This is a genomic window from Capnocytophaga genosp. AHN8471 (assembly GCF_016806945.1).
Lineage (GTDB): Bacteria > Bacteroidota > Bacteroidia > Flavobacteriales > Flavobacteriaceae > Capnocytophaga > Capnocytophaga periodontitidis.
In genome coordinates this window covers 1-21,683 of sequence record NZ_JAESPJ010000032.1, presented here as the reverse complement: position 1 = coordinate 21,683, position 21,683 = coordinate 1, and the positions used below count along the sequence as shown (strand labels likewise).

The 21,683-nt window shown below is 39.6% G+C and carries 17 protein-coding genes; 6 read left to right on the top strand and 11 right to left on the bottom strand.

Going from position 1 to position 21,683, the window contains the following annotated elements; all coding sequences use genetic code 11:
* Window positions 1-134 precede the first annotated feature (134 nt).
* Entirely contained in the window at window positions 135-1,517 is a 1,383-nt protein-coding gene (locus tag JMN12_RS13735) for a DUF5723 family protein (RefSeq protein ID WP_009750879.1), read from the top strand.
* A gap of 98 nt (window positions 1,518-1,615) precedes the next feature.
* Here the strand turns inward: JMN12_RS13735 and groL are convergent, their stop codons facing one another.
* From groL to JMN12_RS13680, 11 genes are all read right to left on the bottom strand, one after another.
* Entirely contained in the window at window positions 1,616-3,250 is a 1,635-nt protein-coding gene (gene groL / locus JMN12_RS13730) for a chaperonin GroEL (protein WP_088594858.1), read from the bottom strand.
* Window positions 3,251-3,274: 24 nt separating this feature from the next.
* Window positions 3,275-3,553: a co-chaperone GroES gene (gene groES / locus JMN12_RS13725; protein WP_203139811.1), complete on the bottom strand. Its 279-nt coding sequence runs from the start codon at window positions 3,551-3,553 to the stop codon at window positions 3,275-3,277.
* Between the two features lie 201 nt (window positions 3,554-3,754).
* Window positions 3,755-4,138, bottom strand: a complete 384-nt coding sequence (gene secG / locus JMN12_RS13720) for a preprotein translocase subunit SecG (protein ID WP_009750881.1) — start codon at window positions 4,136-4,138, stop codon at window positions 3,755-3,757.
* Window positions 4,139-4,143: 5 nt separating this feature from the next.
* Complete coding sequence (locus JMN12_RS13715; RefSeq protein WP_088594855.1) at window positions 4,144-4,983, bottom strand: hypothetical protein; 840 nt, start codon at window positions 4,981-4,983, stop codon at window positions 4,144-4,146.
* A gap of 41 nt (window positions 4,984-5,024) precedes the next feature.
* Window positions 5,025-5,516 carry an LptE family protein gene (locus JMN12_RS13710; RefSeq protein ID WP_088594854.1) on the bottom strand — a complete coding sequence of 164 codons (492 nt, stop codon included), beginning with the start codon at window positions 5,514-5,516 and terminating at the stop codon, window positions 5,025-5,027.
* Window positions 5,517-5,587: 71 nt separating this feature from the next.
* Window positions 5,588-6,172: a Holliday junction branch migration protein RuvA gene (ruvA, locus tag JMN12_RS13705; RefSeq protein ID WP_203139810.1), complete on the bottom strand. Its 585-nt coding sequence runs from the start codon at window positions 6,170-6,172 to the stop codon at window positions 5,588-5,590.
* A gap of 163 nt (window positions 6,173-6,335) precedes the next feature.
* Complete coding sequence (locus tag JMN12_RS13700; protein WP_009419023.1) at window positions 6,336-7,031, bottom strand: hypothetical protein; 696 nt, start codon at window positions 7,029-7,031, stop codon at window positions 6,336-6,338.
* 66 nt (window positions 7,032-7,097) lie between these two features.
* Complete coding sequence (locus tag JMN12_RS13695) at window positions 7,098-7,682, bottom strand: Crp/Fnr family transcriptional regulator (protein WP_088594852.1); 585 nt, start codon at window positions 7,680-7,682, stop codon at window positions 7,098-7,100.
* Between the two features lie 25 nt (window positions 7,683-7,707).
* A complete protein-coding gene (locus JMN12_RS13690; protein ID WP_088594851.1) occupies window positions 7,708-8,190 on the bottom strand; it encodes a hypothetical protein in 483 nt (160 codons plus the stop codon).
* 60 nt (window positions 8,191-8,250) lie between these two features.
* Window positions 8,251-10,614 (bottom strand): penicillin-binding protein 1C, encoded by a 2,364-nt coding sequence (pbpC, locus tag JMN12_RS13685; RefSeq protein ID WP_203139807.1) that lies wholly within the window; start codon window positions 10,612-10,614, stop codon window positions 8,251-8,253.
* Between the two features lie 28 nt (window positions 10,615-10,642).
* Window positions 10,643-11,257, bottom strand: a complete 615-nt coding sequence (locus JMN12_RS13680; protein ID WP_203139805.1) for an alpha/beta fold hydrolase — start codon at window positions 11,255-11,257, stop codon at window positions 10,643-10,645.
* 175 nt (window positions 11,258-11,432) lie between these two features.
* On the opposite strand from JMN12_RS13680, the gene JMN12_RS13675 reads away from it, so the two are divergent.
* The 5 genes from JMN12_RS13675 to JMN12_RS13655 all read left to right on the top strand — a co-directional run bounded on the left by JMN12_RS13675 (window position 11,433) and on the right by JMN12_RS13655 (window position 21,191).
* Window positions 11,433-13,511 carry an ATP-dependent RecD-like DNA helicase gene (locus JMN12_RS13675; RefSeq protein WP_203139804.1) on the top strand — a complete coding sequence of 693 codons (2,079 nt, stop codon included), beginning with the start codon at window positions 11,433-11,435 and terminating at the stop codon, window positions 13,509-13,511.
* Window positions 13,501-15,003, top strand: coding sequence for a DUF7017 domain-containing protein (locus tag JMN12_RS15375; protein WP_238423922.1), 1,503 nt, complete (start codon window positions 13,501-13,503; stop codon window positions 15,001-15,003). The genes JMN12_RS13675 and JMN12_RS15375 overlap by 11 nt, the downstream gene beginning before the upstream one ends.
* Window positions 15,004-15,084: 81 nt before the next feature.
* A complete protein-coding gene (dnaE, locus tag JMN12_RS13665; protein WP_203139802.1) occupies window positions 15,085-19,542 on the top strand; it encodes a DNA polymerase III subunit alpha in 4,458 nt (1,485 codons plus the stop codon).
* A 72-nt stretch (window positions 19,543-19,614) separates the two neighbouring features.
* On the top strand, window positions 19,615-20,718 hold the full coding sequence (gene carA, locus JMN12_RS13660; RefSeq protein WP_203139800.1) for a glutamine-hydrolyzing carbamoyl-phosphate synthase small subunit: 1,104 nt from the start codon (window positions 19,615-19,617) through the stop codon (window positions 20,716-20,718).
* 2 nt (window positions 20,719-20,720) lie between these two features.
* Entirely contained in the window at window positions 20,721-21,191 is a 471-nt protein-coding gene (locus tag JMN12_RS13655; protein WP_203139792.1) for a DinB family protein, read from the top strand.
* Window positions 21,192-21,683: the final 492 nt, after the last annotated feature.

The window sequence follows — 21,683 nt, the reverse complement described above, 5'->3', positions numbered from 1 at the left end:
TTTTTAGAATTAAAATGTTTATGGCGACAAAAGTAGATAAAAATATTAAGAGAGCAAAATGAATTACATTTTTTATTTTTTATTTGATAAAAAGTTGTACATTTGCGCACAAATTTTAATGTTCTTTTTATACAATGAAAAAAGTAATTTTATCAGCTTTGTTTTTAACGACAATAGCGATGGAAGCTCAGCAATCGTTTGCAGGGCTTAGAGAGAGTTATTACTCTGGAGTGATACAAACCACAGCAAATCCTGCTTATATGATTAGCAGTAAGCGCCCTTGGGATGCTAGTTTGTTTTTGGTAAATTTTGGTTTGGCGAATAATGCTATCAAAATGGATACCGACATTACTAAAAGTTTTAATGACTTTACACGTAATGATGCAAATAATCCTTTGCTTAGAGAGCGTATTGATGCTAAAGTAAATGTAGATGTGATGGGGCCTTCACTTTATGTGAAAATCAACGACCAACACACTGTGGGAGTTTTTTCTCGTGTACGTGCATTAGGTAACGTGAGAAACTTTGATGCTAAACTGTTGCAGTCAATCTTTACTGATGCTGAAAAATTAGACTTGGATCAGTCTTATCAGTTAAATTTGAACAACCAAGAAATAGCAGCGCATATTTTTTCAGAAATAGGATTTTCTTGGGCAGGTGAGCTCTATTTTGATGGGCATAATGCTATCAAAGCAGGAGCAAGTTTAAAAATAATACAAGGCTCAGGTAATGTGTATGCAGGTTTTAGAAACTTTGAAGGGGCTACGGCTTCACTTACAGTGGATAGATCTACTAAAAGTACCATACTTAATATTCAGTCTCACAATGGGGTAGTAGAAATACTTAATGGAGGAACAAGTTTAGTAGATACTGATAATATCAATGCGAGCGATTTGTATTTTAAGTCTAAAGCGTCTACTGTAGGATTTGATTTAGGGGCTACTTATGAGTATAAAAAGGATGGTTGTCCTCGTTGTCATAACAATTCTCACGATTTGAGAGTAGGGGTTTCTATAATGGATATTGGAAGATTGCAATATACACCTACTAAAGATTCACAACGTTATCGTATGCCAGCTTCTGGTGTAGCTAGCCTCACAATGGATGACTTATCAGAAGAAAAACTAAAAAATACTTTTGGAGATAACGCTGCAGTTACCGAGAAGATAAAAGTATCTTTACCTACTTCTTTGAACTTGAGTGTAGATTACCGTATAGCGCAACCTTTCTTTGTGAATTTAGCTACCCGTTTCAATCTTACTAATAAAAGCAATGCTTATACAGCGGCTTATGCTAATGAAGTTTCGCTTACACCACGTGTAGAAACAGAGTACTTAGGGGCTTATTTACCTCTTTCGTATAACCAAATTTCAAAAACAAATATCGGTCTTGCTTTGCGTTTAGGTCCTTTTGTAATAGGTTCTAACACTATATTGAGTAATCTTACTAAATCAGCTAAAGATTTGAATTTCTTCTTTGGAGTGAGATTTGGACACAGAGCTTATCAAAGTATTTAATCATTTGATATGAATTATAAAATCGGGGAGAGTTTCTTGCGAAGCTCTCCCCGATTTTCGTGTTAATAAAATATGATAATAATGCTATGAATTTATAATTACATCATTCCTGGCATTCCGCCGCCCATTGGAGGCATAGCCATTGCTTTATCGTCTTTGATATCAACTAAAGCGCATTCGGTAGTGAGGATCATACCAGCTACTGAAGCAGCGTTTTCAAGGGCAACACGAGTTACCTTTTTAGGGTCGATGATACCAGCTTTAAACATATCGGTATAAGTACCTGTTTTGGCATTGTATCCGTAAGCATCTCTTGAAGCATCGAGTACGCGAGCTACGATTACAGAACCTTCAACACCAGCGTTTTCCACGATAGTGCGCAAAGGAGCTTCCAATGCTTTGAGGATGATTTTAATACCAGTTTCTTCATCGGCGTTAGCAGGTTTAAGTTTTGCTAAAGCGTTTTTAGCACGGAGAAGGGCAATACCACCACCTGCTACGATACCTTCTTCAACGGCTGCACGAGTAGCGTGAAGCGCATCGTCTACGCGGTCTTTTTTCTCTTTCATTTCTACTTCTGAAGCAGCACCTATATATAATACAGCTACTCCGCCAGAAAGTTTAGCTAAACGTTCTTGTAGTTTTTCACGATCGTAATCGGAAGTTGTATTTTCGATTTGAGCTTTGATTTGGGCTGCGCGTGCTTTGATATCTTCAGATTTACCAGCTCCATTTACAATGGTAGTGTTATCTTTGTCGATACTTACTCTTTCGGCAGTACCGAGCATATCAATAGTAGCATTTTCAAGAGTAAAGCCTCTTTCTTCAGCGATTACGGTACCACCCGTAAGGATAGCGATATCTTCGAGCATAGCTTTGCGACGGTCGCCAAAACCAGGAGCTTTTACAGCAGCGATGCGAAGAGTACCGCGCAATTTGTTCACTACTAAGGTAGCCAAAGCTTCCCCATCGATATCTTCAGCGATAATCAAAAGTGGTTTACCAGATTGTGCTACAGGCTCTAATACAGGAAGCAAGTCCTTCATAGTGGAGATTTTCTTGTCGTACAACAAGATGTAAGGGCGATCGAGTTCAGCTACCATCTTTTCAGAATCGGTAACGAAGTAAGGAGAGAGGTAACCGCGATCAAACTGCATACCTTCTACTACGTCTACGTAAGTATCAGTACCTTTAGCTTCTTCTACGGTGATAACCCCTTCTTTACCAACTTTCTCGAATGCTTGAGCGATAAGTTCTCCGATAGTATCATCGTTGTTAGCTGAGATAGAAGCTACTTGTCTAATTTTTTCAGAAGAAGAACCTACTTCTTTAGCTTGTTTAGCCAAGTGTTCTACGATTTTTACAACAGCTTTGTCGATACCGCGTTTCAAATCCATTGGGTTAGCGCCAGAAGCTACGTTTTTGAGTCCTTCTTTTACGATGGCTTGAGCCAAAACAGTAGCGGTAGTAGTACCATCACCAGCGAGGTCGTTAGTTTTAGAAGCTACTTCTTTTACCATTTGAGCACCCATATTTTCGAGAGCGTCTTCTAATTCAATTTCTTTAGCAACGCTCACCCCATCTTTAGTTACTTGAGGAGAACCGAATGATTTGCTAATAATTACGTTACGTCCTTTAGGACCTAAGGTTACTTTTACTGCATTAGCTAATGCATCAACGCCGCGTTTAAGACCTTCGCGAGCGTCTATATCAAATTTAATGTCTTTTGCCATTTTTTTTAATTTTTAATGTTTAGATTAGATAACTGCTAACACGTCGTTTTCACGCATAATGAGGTAGTCTTTACCTTCTAATTTGAGTTCAGTACCGGCATATTTGCCATAGAGTACAATATCACCTACTTTTAGGGTAACAGGGTTATCTTTAGTACCTGCACCTACGGCTACAACGGTACCTTTTTGAGGTTTTTCTTTTGCAGTATCAGGGATGATAATACCTGATGCAGTAGTAGTTTCGGCCACTGCGGGCTCAATCACTACTCTATCAGCTAAAGGTTTGATATTCAATTTTGCCATTATTGTTTAGTTTTTAATTATTTGTTTACTTAGAAAGTTAGGGATAAGAAGTTAGGTGTTAGAAAACTTTGACAAAGTTTTAAAAACCTTGTCAAAGTTCTGTTTTCAACCTTTTGTTTAGTATTTTAATTCCCTTTATAAAAAATCGAAGAGGATATTTCAGAAAGTGTGCCAATCTGAAATAACTGACTTTTTGTCAGTTTAGTTTCCTGTATTAGAAGATGTGGCAGGAGTAGCAGGCACTTGTTGAGTAGCGTTGTTGTTAGCGGGTGCTTGCTGATTGAGTTGGTTTACTGGAGCAGCGGGGGTGCTGCCATCTAATAATTTAGAGTCGCCAGTCACACCATTATTATTGTTGGCTATTAAGGTGTTAGCAATAAGGATAAGCACAGCTAAAGCAGTAGCAAAAGTCCAAGTACTGCGTTCGAGGAAGTCGCCTGTTTTCTTTACGCCTCCTACTACTTGGGTGTTACCTCCAAAAGTAGAAGAGAGTCCGCCTCCTTTAGGGTTTTGTACCATAATAACCAAAGCGAGTAGTAAACATACTATCACGATGAGCACTAAAAAGATGTTAAATGTTGTCATTTTTCTTATAAATTATTTTGCTGTAATTTTTTAATATTTTCTATTTGGGCTGCAAAGTAAGCACTTTTTTTTGGATTTTTCAAAATTAATATTTCATAAGCCTGAATAGCTTGTTTGAATTTACGCTGATTTACATATACTTGCGCCAATGTTTCGGTCATTAATTGTTTAGGGTCAGACTTTACTTCATCAGCTAAATTTACGTTGGATACATAATCTCTTGAGGCTTCAATCTTGGGATTGCTTTCTAAGAACTTATCGATGAGTTTAAATTTCTCGGCTACTTTATCGTCTTTGTAGGCGACTTCATTATGCTCTTCAGAGATGTTTTCTAACCATTGAGAGATGTTGTCAGCATCGGTTTTTGGTTTTTCTTCAGGTTCTTTAGCTATGAAAACATCGGCTAACTCTTGGTGATTTACCAAATCTTCAGGGAAGATAGGTTCTTCAAAAATTGATTTGTTAGGTAAGTCGGGGCGGTAGGATCGTGGTTCGTGGTCGATATAACTTACTTTTGGTGGGGTGTTTTCAGCTTCTTCAGCTTCTTTGCGTTCACGGGCTTTGCGAATGCGCTCAAAATCACGGCGCAATGCTGAAAAATCAGGAATAATAGTTTTAGAGTTGATAAAATCAAACAATACTGATCGGTCAGTTACGTGTACAGCAGCGAGTTTTAGAGCTTTGTTGTATTTGTAATTTCCTTCAGAATGCAATATTTTGAGTTGTAACACCCTTGCTGCTTGAAAATAAGGATATTCCTTCACTATTTCATCGAGTTCATATACTTGATCATCGTTGATAGTGTAGGGATGTCTAATAATCTCTATGAATTCCTTTACAGTCAATGTGCTAATTTGTCGATTTATCAATATGTCGATTTGTTGATTTACCAATCGGCGAGTGAGGCATTGAAAATATCTTGGGTGATACGTTCGAATATCTGTGGAATAGCCTCTCCTTTTACTGAACTCAACTGACTTGCAGCGGGGTAATCGTAGTAAAAAGAAAAGCGTTTTTCAAAGTCTTTTTTATCTTCTTTGTGATTGGTGAAGCGTACGTTTACGCTGATAGTAAGACGGTTTTGGGCGGCAGTTTGTCCTGAGGTAGCTGTCATAGGGGTAATGTTGAACTCTACAATTTCGCCTTCGTATACAAGGTCGCCATTGCGGTCGGTAAGGCTGAGGTTGGTTTGGTTGTTAATCAAATCTTGTAGGGCTATGGTAAAATCACGGTCGAGCCCAGGTTCTACTAAAGGTGCATCGTTACGGAAGAAGTTCACTTGAAAGGTTTTAGCATCGCCTGTGCTTCCTCCTGTGAAGTTGTAAATACCACAACTTACAGCAGTGAAAGCCAAGAGTATATATAAGAGATATTTCATTCTATCAATCAATTAGCGGGCAAAGATACGAAAATAATTACGAATGACAAATTACGAATGACGAATTTTTTTTACAAGCGCTTGAGGGCTTGCTTGATGATTTCTTCTACTGAAAGCTCTTTGTTGCTTGATTTGATAATGATATCGACTACTTTTTCGGCTTGTTTGCGCATAAAGCCCAATACTTCTAAGGCGGCAAGAGCTTCTTCTTTGTGGGTGCTTATAGTGTTCATAGGCACCTCTTCAAAGTCTTGAAGCTTGAGCATCTTGTCTTTGAGGTCGAGTACTACGCGTTGGGCTGTTTTAGCCCCTATGCCTTTTACTGCTTGAATGGTAGCAACCTCGCCATTGATGATAGCATTGCGCACTTGTGCAGCGGTCAGCGATGAGAGCATCGTGCGGGCAGTACTAGCACCTACTCCCGATACCGAAAGGAGCAATACAAACACTTCACGTTCGGCTTTGGAGAGGAAGCCATAGAGCGTGTGGGCGTCTTCTTTTATTTGCAAATAGGTGTATAGTTTAATGGCTTCGCCTTCGGGTAGTGCTGAATAAGTATTTAAGCTGATATTTACGAAATAGCCCACCCCGTGGCAGTCGATTACTACGTGAGTAGGGTTCTTTTCTACGAGTTTTCCTTGTAATTGTGTAATCATTAGTTTAATTTGCTAATTTGTCGATTTGCAAAAGTACAAATAATTAGAAAATTAGCAAGATTTTACGGGGTAGAAGTAAAAAACTTTGCCAAAGGTGCGAGCTGCATAGGCAGTCGTAACACGACGGGCAATTAACTTTGGCAAAGTGTGTGATTGTTCATTCTTAATTGTCAATTGTGAATTGAGAAAGTAGCTCTTCCGAGCGTTTGCGCCCTGCTAAATAGTGAGGGTCAAGCTCTATAGCTTTTTGTAGATAGGCTATGGCTTGCACGCGGTATTTGCGCTGAGGGTGTTGCTTTGCCCAAGCCCAATACACAAAACTCATTATCTTCCACGAAGCGTACTCGGGGTTTTGGGCTTCTTTTCGGATAATATTTTCAAAGTCAATTTTAGCTAAAGCACGCTTGCTGAAATAAAACCAAGGTAAGTTCTCGGCTACGCTACCGCGCATAAATTCAGGAAGATAGTGCACCTCTCCGTATTTTTTAATAGCCGTTTCAAAAAGCTTAAAACTCTTGCCGATAAGTGAGAGCTTGAAAGTTTCGCCAGCTACCAAAGCCATTGCCGAAGCCTTGTAAGAAAGGATAAAAGGTTGTAATGCCTCAGGTGTTTCGGGATTGGCTTTGCATTCTGATAAAATAGTGAGACTCTTTTGCGCATAGCCTTTGTACTGCTTGCTAAAAAAGCCTAAATTTAGGGCTACTTCGTGATAGATAATTCCTAGGCGCACTTTGTTCAGAAGGGAAGGGTTTTCCTTGTAATCAGTTTCTACTTCAGGAAGTTTGGCTTGCAAAAGGTCGTTGTCGATGAATTCCATTACATCGTCTAAGGCGATTTGATAATCATTAAGTGTTTTCATTACGCGTTCTTTTTTAAATTTGGGGCAAAAGTACGGCGCAATGAGCTCCTCACTCGTTGACTTAAGTTAAGATTTTTTTGTGTGTATACGTTTTTGCAATCGGCTTAAACTTTCAGGGCTGATACCTAGTAGATTGGCAATGTACTTCTGTGGTACTCGCTGAAAGAGTTCAGGGCGTGAGTGCAACAGATGCTGAAAGCGCTCTTCGGGTTTATCGGCAGCAAGATACATAGCGGTATCGGTGGCGCGCTGCAAGATTTGTTCTGCCATCAACCTGCCGAAAGTCTCAAAGTTGTGGTGCAGAGCATAAAGGGCAAAGAGTTGTTCTTTACTGATACAATAAACGGTGGTCTCGTCTAAGGCTTGCAACGACAGATTGGAAGGGGTACCGTTATTAAAACTCATAAAAGCAGTTGTCCATTGATTTTCAAGTGAAATATCACAGGTCTTCTCCGTTCCATCATCTTTGGTGTGAAAATGGCGCACACAGCCTTTCTCTATGAAAAATAGGTGTTTGCAAGGTTGAGGAGCTTCTAAAAGCATTGTTTTTTTAGCAAAGATGCGCTCTTCAAAAAAATGGTCTACCGCGCTGAGTTCTTCCTCAGTAAAAGGAAGAGCTTGCCGAAAATGATTTTTTAAAGAATCGTACATATTTGTTTATATAGCTAATGATATTTTACTTGTTGTAATAAAAATGTACAACATTATGTTTATTTTCGTCTCCTTCTGTAGTCATTGCTCTGAAACCACAACAATACTGAGCGCTGAACATTGTATAACAAGCGAATACTTGATATTCAAAACCATAGATTTTCTTAGTTTTTTGCTTAGGAGTACTCACCCATACAGTATCTTCTAATGCAATAGAGTGTTCTAAATAATAATCTCTATAGGTTTGATAATTTTTTTGAGTAGGAACGGTGTCACGAATAGTTTCTGTATTACCGTTGCGATAATGCTTAATTTTAATCTCAATGGGGAGCAAAGTGTCTTTAGTATAGTCGTGAAAGTATATTGCAAATCCATTGATATGCGTTTTCTGAGCGCACTCTTCGGTAGCACGCCTGATGCTTTCTTTCTTTTGTTTTTCTCGCCATGCATCACAAGAGGTGAAGGTTAAAACTACAATGAAAGTAATAAAATATGAGAGTCTGTTCATAATTTTTATTTTGAAAGGACAAAAGTACAAATAATTAGTTAATTAGCAAGGTTTTAGTGGCTACCTACACATCACACTAATTACTCTTTCCTCCCCTTTTTCGTTGATAATCCTCAGTGTGTGGTCGCCTTTGGAAGCAAAGATATTCATTTCGTGAAAGGTTTCGGTGGTGCCGAGAAAAGCATCGTCTAAATACCAAAAAACCTTGACTTCGCGATTGACAGCCTTTGCTGTAAAGGGTTGTTGCTCGCCTCCAAAAGTTTTAGTGGTGTAGAGTACGCTTTGGTGTTTGGGGTAAACGAAATCCAAGCCCCTTTGCAGATTGCCTTGTGTGCAATCGGGACGTAGGGGGGGAAGTGGCTTGTAGTGAATGTGTTGCTGTTTGTAATACCATTCCATTACGGGAGGTAACACGAACCACGCTTTGTTTACAATGTTTTGTGGAGACTCGCACGAGGTGTTTACTTGGTACTGCTCATCACGGTCGAGGTGTACGAGCTTATGATAAGGACATTGCCCCACTTCCTTGGGAGCGAGAGTGCTGAGTACTGTTTGCTTAGGGCATTCGGGTTTGGCAAGGAAACCAGAATTGGCACAGACGGATACCTCGCGCAGGTCGTCTAAGGGTTCTGAAAACCACGAAGTAGGAGGGAGGGCGTTGAAGATACTGAACATCACCGGAGCGGCATAGGTAGCCCCTGTGAGGGTGGGACGTCCTTCGCCTGTGGCATTGCCTACCCACACCGCCACCACATATTGAGGCGTAGCACCAATCGCCCACGCATCTTTATTGCCAAAGCTGGTACCCGTTTTCCACGCTATCTTGCGCGACGACTCGTAGTAGCGCCACGCTATATCATCGGTAGGGCGGTTCACTTCCTTCATTGCACTGAACATCTTGTAGAGCGCTCCCGCCCTAAGTGTAGGTAGTTCGCGAGTGTTTTTTCCGAAATCTAAGGGGGCAGTATCGGTATAACGCAAGTGCTGAAATTCCTTAGTACGATAGTGCTGAGTGCGCGCAAAGACTTCCGTTTCCGAAGCCAGATTGGTATACGCCTGAGCCAAATCCCACAGATTGCTCTCGGCACCTCCGAGTATAATGGAAAGACCATAATGGTCGGGGTGGCGGTTGATGTTTTTCAGTTGCAAGTGTTGTAAGACATCGTAGAAACGATAGGTAGTAAACTGCTTTAAGAGCCATACAAACGGAATGTTTAGCGATTTGGCTAAAGCCATATCGGCAGAGACAGCACCTTCAAAACTATTGCTAAAATTCTGAGGTGAATAGCCTCCTATTTGAGTAGGGACATCGGGTACTAACTGGGTGGGGAGGAGTTCTCCCTCGTGCAACATCGCTGCATAGAGAAAAGGTTTGAGCACACTACCCGTACTGCGAGGAGCGTGCACGATATCCACATCTTTTTGATGGTCGGTATCGGTAGGGGTATTGCCTACGTAGGCGAGCACTTTGCGCGTTTTTACCTCTACCACCAAAGCTGCTATATTGTAGATTTCAGATTGCGAGTAGTGGGTGTAATACCCAGCTACAAGACTGTTTACCTTCTCTTGCAAGTTTAACGACACCGTAGAGCTAATGCGCTCGCCTTCTTGGGTTTTAGAAGCAAAAATAAGCAGGTGAGGTGCGAGTTGAGGAATAGGGTGAGGTTCAGCAGGAAGAGGCTCGAGGAGCGCCAAATCGTATGTTTCCTTATCGATGATATTTTTAAGGAGGAGTTTGTAAAGCAACGCATTGCGTTTCTGCAAGAGACGTTCTTGGTTCTTACCAGGAAAGATGAGACTGGGAGCATTAGGCAAGACTGCTAATGTAGCCGATTGTGCCCACGAAAGCTGATGAGGAGCGACACCAAAGTAACGCCAGGCTGCCATATCGAGTCCCACAACGTTGCCACCAAAGGGCGCGTGAGAGGCGTAGAGTTTGAGGATGCTCTCCTTAGAATAACGGAACTCCAAGCGGGTAGCCCATATCATTTCGATGAGTTTCTCGAAATAAGTGCGCTGTTGGTGCTCACGAGCAATGCGTATCACCTGTTGGGTGAGCGTGCTGCCCCCGCGCTGTACTTTACCACTGCTCACATTGCGATAGAGAGCCTTGACTACCGATATGGGATTTACCCCCCAATGGTAATAAAAATGAGCATCTTCGAACTGCAATACTGACATTTTAAAGCGGTAGGGCACACTGTCTACTTCGGGGAAGCGCCATTGTCCGTCGTCCGCAATCTTAGCCCCAAGTAATTTACCCTCGCTACTTTCCAACACCGTGGCATAAGGTTGTGGGAAGAGCTGACGAGGTAGACAGAAAGCATACCACACAAGGCAGCATAACAGTATTGCTGTTTTGATAGGGTGCTTGCGGACTTTTTGTTTTAGAAAATGAAAGGTATGTAAAAGACGTTTTTTCATAAAATCGCGCAAATATAAGGAAAAGTTTTTATATTTTGCCTAAAGAGAGCACCATTGAGTGTCCGCCACCTACCACTTGCTGTGCGTTTTTGATATATCTAAAAGGAAGTATGTGGTCGTTATCGCCGTGGTAGTGAATAAAATTCGTAGGGATTTCAGTATTTTGCCACCCTATAATAGCATTTATCGCCCAACGCAAAAAAGAAGTAGGAGTCTCTTCTAAAATACTTTTTAGCAGGGCTTTATCTTCAGGAGTATCTACTCCAAACAACCAATAAGTGAATGCATTAGCTCTCTTCATCAGTGAATAAGGAAAAAATTTGTGTAAGCGCAATCTTCCTAAAAAACGGTACGATAGAGGCAGTTCATCACGTGTTTTTGCTGAGGAAATCAAAATCACCTTTTCTACGGGTAATATTTTAGCGATTTCTACAGCCACCATCCCCCCGAAAGAGAGTCCCACAAGCACAGAATAAGGAGCCGTAATTCGTTGAGCGATGCGCTGGGCGTATTGAGCAAGTGTTTCAGTAGCCAAAGGCGGTATCCATTGGATATGTTCTACTTCAGCATCGCCGAATGATAGGTTTTTAAAGACCCTTTCATCAGCGCCCAAACCACTGAAAACATAATATTTTTGAGCCATAGAAAAATGATTTAGATAGGCAAAGATAAAGAAAAGTTTGGTAATATGAGTTTTAACATAAAATATTTGGAAGAGTAATAAAAGCTAATTATCTTTGCAGCGTGAAAAAAATACCACAATGGCTACCAACAGAATATCATCAAAGATTTTTTACTTCTTAATAATTTAAGAAATTATGCCTACCATTTTTGACCATTTTCAGAACCTTACTCTTACCGATGACCAGCATAATGCATTGGAAAAGATAACTGAGTTTCTCAACTCGGATGCTAAAATATTTATCCTAAAAGGATATGCGGGTAGTGGTAAAACTACCTTACTAAAAGGATTAGTAAAATACTTACAAGAAGAGAAAAAACAGTGCCAAGTAATGGCACCAACGGGTCGTGCAGCTAAAATTCTACGAAAAAAAGTAGGACAAGGGGCAACTATTCATAAAAGTATTTATAAGTTTGACCGTCTTGAAAATGATGAAAATACTTATGAGTATATTTATCCCATCAGACTTGAAGAAGATAGTGAAAGACGGGTTTTTATTGTAGATGAGGCTTCTATGATCTCTAATAAAGAAAGTAAACAGGAGTTTTTTCAGTTTGGTACTGATATACTTCTCCAAGACTTACTTACCTTTAGCAGAGTAAAACAATCTGCTAATAAAATTATTTTTGTAGGCGACCCTGCTCAGTTACCACCTGTTACTGATGAAACTTCTTACGCTTTGGAAGCTACTTTTTTTGAAAATGAAGGATTGAAGGTAATGCAGGCAGAGATGACACAAGTAGTACGCCAAACCGATAATCTGATACTTAAGAATGCTACTAAGATTCGAAACTTGATAGAACTAAAGAAAAAAACAGAATTAGCATTTGATTATGATGATACTTTCATCAAAATAGAAAGTAAAGAAATAGCAGAACTTTATACTGACTTATTCCCGATGCCTGAGTTAGGACAAGGTGTAGTAATTGCTTTTTCAAATGGACAATGCTTACATTATAACTTAAGCATCCGTTCTAAAATATATCCTAACAGCCCTAATATTGTAACAGGTGATATTTTGCTTATTAATCAGAATTGTCGCGTACAAGGAATTGATGTTTTTAATGGTGATATGTTACAAGTGATTGATGTAAGTGATTACATTATAACACATCCTAAAATTCGTGTATTCGATAATAAGGAGGTATGTTATGTTGATCTGTATTTCAGAAAAGTGAGAATTAAATTAGAAGAAACTGATAAAGAATTAGAATGCTATATTATAGATTCTTTACTTAATTCTACAGCTCGCGATTTGACACCTATTGAGAAGAAAGCTTTGTATATTGACTTTGTTATACGTTTTAGAGAAGAAAATAAAGGAAAATATAAAGAAGATTCCAATGAATTCAAAGAAGCACTTAAAAATGATTTATTTTTCAATGCTTTGCGTGTAAAATACGGCTATGCAATTACTTGTCATAAAGCACAAGGGGGAGAATGGGATACTACCTTTGTAGACTATTATGGGCGTACAGGGCTTAACAATGACGCCTTACGCTGGAGCTATACGGCTACTACACGAGCTGTAAATAAATGCTATGCAGCAAATGCACCCCATACCACTTGTTTCTCTTCCTTTCAAATAAATCAAATAGGAGCTATATCTAAAATGCCTAATGAAACATTTAGTTTAAAAAATGTACTTCTATCTCCTTTTCATACTGAAGGACAACATCGTGTTAAAAGTTTAAAATACTGGGAAATTATAGCTAACTTGGAGAATACACCTTACAAAGTGGAAAGAGTAGAAAGTAAAGGAGATTATCAAGAACGTTACACAATCAGTAATGGAGAACAGATAGATACTTTTGATGCCTTTCATTCAGGTGCAGGTGTTTTTAATGATTTTAAGCCTTTACACTACAATGCTACAGCTTGGCAAGCTGAGGTATTAACATTGCTTAATAAACCTAATACTGATGTTATATTTGAAATAGATTACACACCTTCTACTCCTCTTTTTGAGAAACTCTACGGACTAATGCGGTCTGTTTGTGAAGACACTGAGGTTATGATCACCAATATAGAAGAAAAGCCAGCTAACTATATAGTGCTTTACTGTTTGAAAACCGATAATGGAAAAGGGGCATACATACAATTTTATTTTAACAATAAAGAACAACTTACAAGAGCTATGCCTAAATCTATGAATGGGACTAATGACCAAAAATTACAATTATTAATCCAAAAACTAAAAGAATATGTCCTCTAATCAAATAAAAGAACACCGAAAAGCAGGAAGATTGCAAGAAGCCTATACTATGGCTTTAGATGAATACAACAAAGCTCCTTTTGATATTTACAAAAAGAGAGCCTTAGGATGGGTGTATTATGATTATGCTAAAAAAGCAGTTGAAGAAAATAATTTAAATGCGTTCTTAACCAATGTGCAAAATCTCAAGAAACTACAGTTTCCTCCTAATGAAGTGGATATTTTTAACAATTTGCTTTGGCAGTATATCAAAATGTTTTCAGCTCTTCGTAAACAAGGAAATGTAAATTATCAACAGGCTAATCTATTGTTTGATAGTCTAAAAGGTATCTATTTTACTCTTCCATCAGAGGCATTTTCTGCTTTGATAGAGCAGTTACATAAAACGTATAAGAATTCTTATCAGTATATAGAGGTAATAGCTGGTTGCTTAAACTTCTTACGTCCTGAAGACTTCTTATCTAAAGACTATAATGGTAGGAAAATGATGCCTTTAGCAGAACAAATATATATTGCCTACAGCAAAAAAATATCGCAAGGTGATGCAGTGCCTAATGAATTTGGATTTGTAGAGTATAAGGTTAACAAAGAACATATTAGAAGTTTTTTACCTACCTTAACCCAATGGATAGAAGCACACCCTAATTATATTTTTCTTCCATACTTTAAAACTAAAATGGAATTGGAGTTGCTTTCAAATAAGGAAGAGGTTTTAGATACTTTCTTGCCATTTGCTAAGAAGAAACAAAATGACTTCTGGGTATGGCAATTAATGAGTGAAATAATGACTGATAAAGGACTGTCATTTGCTTGTTTGTGTAAAGCCTTAACTTTGAGAACTCAAGAAGGTTTTTTAGGAAAAATACGTGTACTTCTTGCTAAAGAACTTATAGAAAGAAAATTGTTCAATGAAGCACGTACTGAAATAGAATTTGTTTTAAAAGAAAAACAAGAAAGCAATCATAAAGTACCTATAGAAATACAAAAATGGCAACAAGAGTCTTGGTATACACAAGCTCAACCTTTGAAAAATAATTATGTCTTGTATAATCAGTATAAAAGTCAAGCAGAAGCCTTGTTCTATCAAGATACTCCTGAAGAGATGGTACTTATAACGAGTGTAAATGAGGAGAAAAAAATAGCTAATTTCATAAAAGATATTTCTAAAAGTGGCTTCTTTAAGTATGACAAAATTCTGAAAACGCTTAAAAAAGGAGAAGTATTAAAAGTGAGATTAGAAGCTTTTGATGAGTTTAAAAAAGCTTATAAGCTTCTTTCAGCTCAAAAAGGAAATGAGGATGATTGTGAAGCTGTAAAAATTGTAGAAGGAAAACTCAAAATTATCCCCTCTGGAGCTGGTTTTGTTGGAGATGTTTTTGTTCATAAAAAACTTATTGAGAAAAATCAATGGGAAAATAACCAAACAATAAAAGCTAAAGCTATTCTTTCATTTGATAAGAATAAAGATAAATGGGGATGGGCTCTACAGTAATACCACTCAAAATTTAAAATTATTCCCTACCTTTGCCCTCACAAAATAAACTCTTATCTCTTACCTCTTATCTAAACGAAAATGTATTTAATATTCGATACTGAAACCACGGGTTTACCCCGCCGTTGGGATGCCCCCCTTACCGATAGTGATAACTGGCCTCGCGCCGTGCAGATTGCTTGGCAATTGCACGACCAGTGGGGCGCACTCATAGAACATCAGGACTTTTTGATAAAGCCCGATGGCTTTGATGTGCCTTATGATGCCGAAAAAGTACACGGTATCTCTACCCAATTAGCAGAAGCACAAGGGGTACCTATTGCCGAGGTGTTCAAAGCGTTCAACGAGGCACTCAGCAAGGCAAAATACGTGGTAGGACAAAACATAGGCTTTGATATCAATATTATGGGGGCTGAGTTTCACCGCTATGGGGTGGAGAGTCCGCTTACGCAGATGCCCGTAATCGACACTTGTACTGAGGCAACTGCCAACCTCTGTCAGATAGCTGGCGGAAAAGGAGGACGCTATAAGTTGCCCACCCTCACCGAGTTGCACTCTTTCCTCTTTGGCGTACCCTTTGCCGAGGCGCACAATGCCACTGCCGACGTGGAAGCAACTACGCGCTGTTTCTTTGAATTGATACGGTGCGGTGAAGGCTTTCAAGAAGGTACTTTTAGCAACGACTATATCAAAGAATTTCAAGGGCATCACACCTCGCCTATAGGTCTTATCGGACTCAAACACGTGAACCTCAAAGAGGCTTCCGATGCCTTGCGAAAAAGCAGTAGCACTGCGCAAACTACCGAACCTCACGCCGATGCTTCATTGTTAGAAAATGCGGTGTTTGCCCATTTGCACAACCACACACAACACTCTATATTACAATCTACTACGTCTATAAAAGACCTCGTAAAAATCACTGCCAAAGAGAAGATGCCTGCCGTGGCGCTTACCGATAGTGGCAATATGATGGCTGCCTTTCACTTTGTGCAAGCCGTACAAGGGCATAACAAAGAAGCGGACGCTAAAAACAAAGAGGCTCAAGAAAAGGGCGAAACCCCTACCGAAACGCTCATCAAACCTATTATAGGTTGTGAGTTCAATATCTGTGAAAATCACTTAGATAAAACCCGACAAGACAACGGCTACCAAGTGGTGATTTTAGCTAAAAACAAACAAGGCTATCACAATCTTACTAAAATGGCTTCTATCGCTTCTACTAAGGGCTTTTACTATGTACCTCGTATAGATAAGGCGATTGTAGAGCAGTACAAAAGCGACCTAATAATACTCTCAGGAGGTATGAATGGCGAAGTGCCATCAAAAATATTAAACATTGGTACCAAGCAGGCGGAAGAGGCGCTCTTGTGGTGGAAAGAGCAGTTCGGCGAGGATTTCTATTTAGAGATGATGCGCCACAACCAAGAAGATGAAAACCGCGTAAACGAAACCCTTGTAGAGTTTTCTAAGAAATACGGGGTGAAACTCATTGCTACTAACAATACCTTTTATCTACATAAAAAAGATGCCAATGCCCACGATATTCTATTGTGTGTGAAAGATGGCGAAAAGCAGAAAACACCTATTGGGCGCGGTCGTGGCTATCGTTTTGGAATGCCTAACAACGAGTATTATTTCAAAACTACCACAGAAATGAAGGCGCTCTTCAAGGATATTCCTGAGGCGATTCTCAATATTCAAGAAATTATCGACAAGGTAGAACCCTACGGATTGGTGCGTGATATCCTCTTGCCTAAGTTTGATATACCCGAAGAATTTCAGGTGGAAGACGACCCTACAGGCAAAAAAGGAGAAAACAACTATTTGCGTCATCTTACTTATGAAGGGGCTAAACGCAAATATCCTGAAATTACCGATGAGGTGCGGGAGCGTTTGGATTTTGAGCTTTCTATTATTGAAAAAACAGGTTACCCAGGTTACTTCCTTATCGTACAAGATTTTATCGCCGCAGCGCGGAAGATGGGTGTATCGGTAGGCCCTGGTCGTGGGTCGGCTGCAGGATCGGCAGTGGCGTTTTGTTTGGATATTACCAATATGGATCCTATTAAGTACGACCTCCTCTTTGAGCGTTTCCTCAACCCCGACCGTGTGTCTATGCCCGATATTGATATCGACTTTGAGGACTCAGGTCGCCAAGATGTTATCAACTATGTGATTGACAAGTATGGTGAGAGTCAGGTAGCGCGGATTATTACCTATGGTAAAATGGCTGCTAAATCGGCTATCAAAGATACGGCTCGTGTATTAGATGTACCTCTACAAGAGTCGAATAGATTAGCAGGATTGGTGCCTAATGGAGTGTCATCTTTAGGGAAGATGTTCGGTTGGGACGATAAAACCCTCAAAGAAAAAGTGCGCAGTGAAGAACTGCCAAAAGTAGACGAACTGAAACGTCTTTTGGCAGGAGAAGGGGAGGAGGAGAGTACTCAAACCATTCAGCAGGCAAATATTATTGAAGGTTCGGTGCGCAACACGGGTATCCACGCTTGTGGGGTAATTATCACCCCCGATGATATCACCAACTTTGTGCCGGTAGCTTTAGCCAAAGATTCCGACCTATTTGTGACTCAGTTCGATAACTCGGTAGTAGAGAGCGCAGGGTTGCTGAAAATGGACTTCTTGGGGCTCAGTACCCTCACACTTATCAAAGATACTATTGAAAATATCAAACAAACGCATAATATAGAGCTGGATGCAGAGGCTTTTCCGCTCGACGATAAAAAGACTTACGAACTCTTCCAGCGCGGTGAAACGGTCGGGATTTTCCAATACGAGTCCACCGGTATGCAGAAATATATGCGAGAGCTTAAACCTACCGTCTTTGCCGACCTTATCGCGATGAATGCTCTCTACCGTCCAGGCCCATTGGAGTACATTCCTAGTTTTATCAAGCGGAAACACGGTATTGAGCCTATTGAGTACGACCTCCCCGATATGGAGGAATACCTCAAAGAAACTTATGGAATTACCGTTTATCAAGAGCAGGTGATGTTGCTATCGCAGAAATTGGCAGGTTTTACCAAAGGTGAAGCCGACGTGCTCCGTAAGGCGATGGGTAAGAAACAAATAGCCGTGCTAGCCAAGATGAAACCTAAGTTCATTACCCAAGCCTCCGAAAAAGGTCACGACGCCCAAAAACTCGAAAAGATATGGGCAGACTGGGAGAAGTTTGCCGCTTATGCGTTCAATAAATCGCACTCCACCTGTTATGCGTGGGTGGGGTATCAAACTGCTTACCTCAAAGCCAATTACCCTGCCGAGTATATGGCAGCGGTATTGTCTAATAATATGAACGACATCAAAACGATTACTTTCTTCCTCGAAGAGTGTCACCGAATGGGTATCAAGGTGTTACCTCCTGATGTAAATGAATCGTTGTACAAATTTACCGTAAATAAAAATGGTGATATACGCTTCGGTATGGGGGCTGTAAAAGGGGTAGGAAAAGCTGCTGTCGATACGATTGTAGAACAACGCCAAGAGCGTCCTTATACCTCTATTTTCGATTTGGCAAAACGTGTAGATTATAAGAGTATCAACAAAAAAGCCTTTGAAAGTATCGCCTTGGCAGGAGGTTTTGACTCGTTTACCAATGTACACCGCGCTCAGTACTTCCACGCCGAAGCCGATGGTATTCCATTCCTCGAAAAAGCCATTCGTTTTGGTACCAAATACCAAGAGAGTAAGAACTCTGCCCAAATGAGTCTCTTTGGAGGAGAGAGTGAAGTAGATATTCCCGAACCTGCGGTACCTAAGTGTGAAACGTGGGGCAACCTTGAGCAGTTGCGCCGTGAAAAGGAGGTGGTAGGTATCTATATCTCAGGACATCCGCTCGACGATTTCAAACACGAATTACACAATTTCTGCAATATCAGTCTATCGGAATTGCAAGACTTACAACCTTTTATCAATCGCGAACTTACAGTAGCGGGTATGGTAGCCGACTTGCAACATCGTACGGCTAAGAACGGAAAAGGGTACGGCTTTCTCACCCTTGAGGATTACGACGGCTCTTACGAGTTTAAACTCTTTGGAGATGATTATTTGAACTATCAAAAGTATATGGTATCTGGAGCGTTTTTGTATGTCAAATTCAAAGTAGTAGAAGGATTCCTCAATAGAGAAACCAACCAAAGAGGCGAACCTCGTATACAGTTTATGCAAATGATGCAGTTACAAGATGTAATGGAAAGTCTTGCTAAGAAACTTACTTTGCACGTAAATATTAAGGATATTACCCCAAAATTCATTACCGATTACAGAGATTTACTGCAAAAACACAAAGGTAACCAGCCTATTTATTTTGTGGTACATCATCAAACAGAGAATATCCATCTCAATATGGAAAATGGCAATTTAAAAGTAGCGATTACCAAATCTTTCTTAGACGATTTAGATAATTTATTAGCTCAATACAATCTCAACGATCGCCGTATCGAGAAAATTGTAGCTAAAAAAGCTGAAGAAACTCACGATGACGAGGAAATGGCAATAGAAGATTTAGGACTTTCTGATTAAAAAAATCTTCCTCATTCCTTGCTATTTGTTAATTATTTTGTACCTTTGCGCTCAAATTAAGGAAATAGCACAATGAAGTATCAACAAAAGAAAAAAGCAGTATTACTCCTTGCCGATGGCACTGCCTTTTATGGCAAAAGTGTTGGTTATGAAGGCACTGCTTTTGGCGAAGTGTGTTTCAATACAGGTATGACGGGCTATCAAGAAATTTTTACTGATCCCTCATACTTTGGTCAGATTATGGTTACTGCCAATGCTCATATTGGTAATTATGGCATTGCCGCCGATGATTACGAATCAAGTGGTATGAAAATTGCAGGGCTGGTTTGCAGAAATTTTAGTTATGATGCCTCCCGCCCCCTTGCTGAGGAAACCTTAAAAGATTTTTTAGACCGTAACCACTTAGTAGCTATTTGCGAAGTTGATACACGTGCTTTAGTCAGCTACATTCGCGACAATGGCTCAATGAATGCTGTTATTTCCACTGAAACTGATGATTTAGCACTACTCAAAGCTCGTTTACAAGAGGTTCCTAATATGAAAGGTTTAGAATTGGCATCAAAAGTGTCAGTTACTGAACCTTATTTTTTTGGCAATCCTGAAGCGAAGTACAAAGTAGCAGCACTCGATTTTGGCATCAAGCGAAATATCTTGCGCAACTTGGCAGCCCGTGATATGTACATCAAAATATTCCCGTACAACACGCCTTTAGCTGAGCTTAAAGCATGGAATCCCGATGGCTATTTCTTGTCTAATGGACCTGGCGATCCCGAACCGCTTACCGAGGTCATTGCTCAAGTAAAACAAATGATTGATGAGGATTTACCTATTTTTGGCATTTGCTTAGGGCATCAAATTATTGCATTAGCCAATGGCATTAGTACTTATAAAATGCACAACGGTCACCGCGGTATCAACCACCCCGTGAAAAATTTGCTTACCGGTAAGGACGAGATTACCTCACAAAACCACGGTTTTGCGGTGAATAGAGCAGAGGCAGAAGCTAATCCTAATGTCGAAATCACCCATACCCACCTAAACGACAATACTGTAATGGGATTGCGAGTAAAAGGGAAGAAATGTTTCAGTGTGCAGTATCACCCCGAAGCCGCTCCAGGCCCCAACGATGCTACCTATTTGTTCGACCAATTTGTAGAAATGATAACTAAAAAATAATAATGAAAGAATTACTTACACCACAAGCACTGCTCACTAATCTAAAAGATGTACGTGCCCTCACCCGCAAAGTGATTGAGGCTTTCCCCGAGAAAGACCTCTTTGAGTTCAACATTGCAAACTTGCGTCCGTTTTCAGAAATGGTAGAAGAGTTTTTGAGAGTTATGGACTATCTTTTTAAAGAAAGATTTCAGGAGCAACACACGCTTTTCTTAGAAGGAGACTTTCCTACTACCAAAGCGGAAGTATTGACTTTGTGGGACAGAGCTACTGAAATTCTCGACCGTGAATGGCAAAAAGTAGGTGATTATACCCAACCGTTTACTATTTATCAAATGACTTTCAGCTTTGCCCAATGGATATTATACTTCATTGAAAACGAGAGTCACCACCGCGGACAAGGCTATACTTACCTCCGCGCTTTAGGTATTCAACCGCCTTTCTTTTGGGGAAGAGAAAGCTTTGGTAATTAGCAAATGAGAAAATTAGTAAATTAACGTCAGTTCGATATAACAGAATATTGATTTACAGTTTTGTAACATAATATATTCACAAAATAATTCACCGTCAGGTGAAAATTCGTGAGATAATAAAAAAATAAGGACTTTTAAGCACTCCCAAATTCGTGAAAATTCGTGTAATTCGTGGGAAATTAAAAATATTTTGCTAATTGTTAAATAATTACTTATGCCGAACTCACGTTAAATTAACGTCAGTTCGATATAACAGAATATTGATTTACAGTTTTGTAACATAATATATTCACAAAATAATTCACCGTCAGGTGAAAATTCGTGAGATAATAAAAAAATAAAGACTTTTATGCACTCTCAAATTCGTGAAAATTCGTGTAATTCGTGGGAAATTAAAAATATTTTGTTGATTGTTAAATAATTACTTATGCCGAACTCACGTTAAATTAACATCAGTTCGATATAACAGAATATTGATTTACAGTTTTGTAA

Coding starts and splice junctions, on each gene's coding strand:
- JMN12_RS13735 (WP_009750879.1), top strand. CDS start 135: ATGAAAAAAGTAATTTTATCAGCTTTGTTTTTAACGACAATAGCGATG.
- groL (WP_088594858.1), bottom strand. CDS start 3,250: ATGGCAAAAGACATTAAATTTGATATAGACGCTCGCGAAGGTCTTAAA.
- groES (WP_203139811.1), bottom strand. CDS start 3,553: ATGGCAAAATTGAATATCAAACCTTTAGCTGATAGAGTAGTGATTGAG.
- secG (WP_009750881.1), bottom strand. CDS start 4,138: ATGACAACATTTAACATCTTTTTAGTGCTCATCGTGATAGTATGTTTA.
- JMN12_RS13710 (WP_088594854.1), bottom strand. CDS start 5,516: ATGAAATATCTCTTATATATACTCTTGGCTTTCACTGCTGTAAGTTGT.
- ruvA (WP_203139810.1), bottom strand. CDS start 6,172: ATGATTACACAATTACAAGGAAAACTCGTAGAAAAGAACCCTACTCAC.
- JMN12_RS13700 (WP_009419023.1), bottom strand. CDS start 7,031: ATGAAAACACTTAATGATTATCAAATCGCCTTAGACGATGTAATGGAA.
- JMN12_RS13695 (WP_088594852.1), bottom strand. CDS start 7,682: ATGTACGATTCTTTAAAAAATCATTTTCGGCAAGCTCTTCCTTTTACT.
- JMN12_RS13690 (WP_088594851.1), bottom strand. CDS start 8,190: ATGAACAGACTCTCATATTTTATTACTTTCATTGTAGTTTTAACCTTC.
- pbpC (WP_203139807.1), bottom strand. CDS start 10,614: ATGAAAAAACGTCTTTTACATACCTTTCATTTTCTAAAACAAAAAGTC.
- JMN12_RS13680 (WP_203139805.1), bottom strand. CDS start 11,257: ATGGCTCAAAAATATTATGTTTTCAGTGGTTTGGGCGCTGATGAAAGG.
- JMN12_RS13675 (WP_203139804.1), top strand. CDS start 11,433: ATGCCTACCATTTTTGACCATTTTCAGAACCTTACTCTTACCGATGAC.
- JMN12_RS15375 (WP_238423922.1), top strand. CDS start 13,501: ATGTCCTCTAATCAAATAAAAGAACACCGAAAAGCAGGAAGATTGCAA.
- dnaE (WP_203139802.1), top strand. CDS start 15,085: ATGTATTTAATATTCGATACTGAAACCACGGGTTTACCCCGCCGTTGG.
- carA (WP_203139800.1), top strand. CDS start 19,615: ATGAAGTATCAACAAAAGAAAAAAGCAGTATTACTCCTTGCCGATGGC.
- JMN12_RS13655 (WP_203139792.1), top strand. CDS start 20,721: ATGAAAGAATTACTTACACCACAAGCACTGCTCACTAATCTAAAAGAT.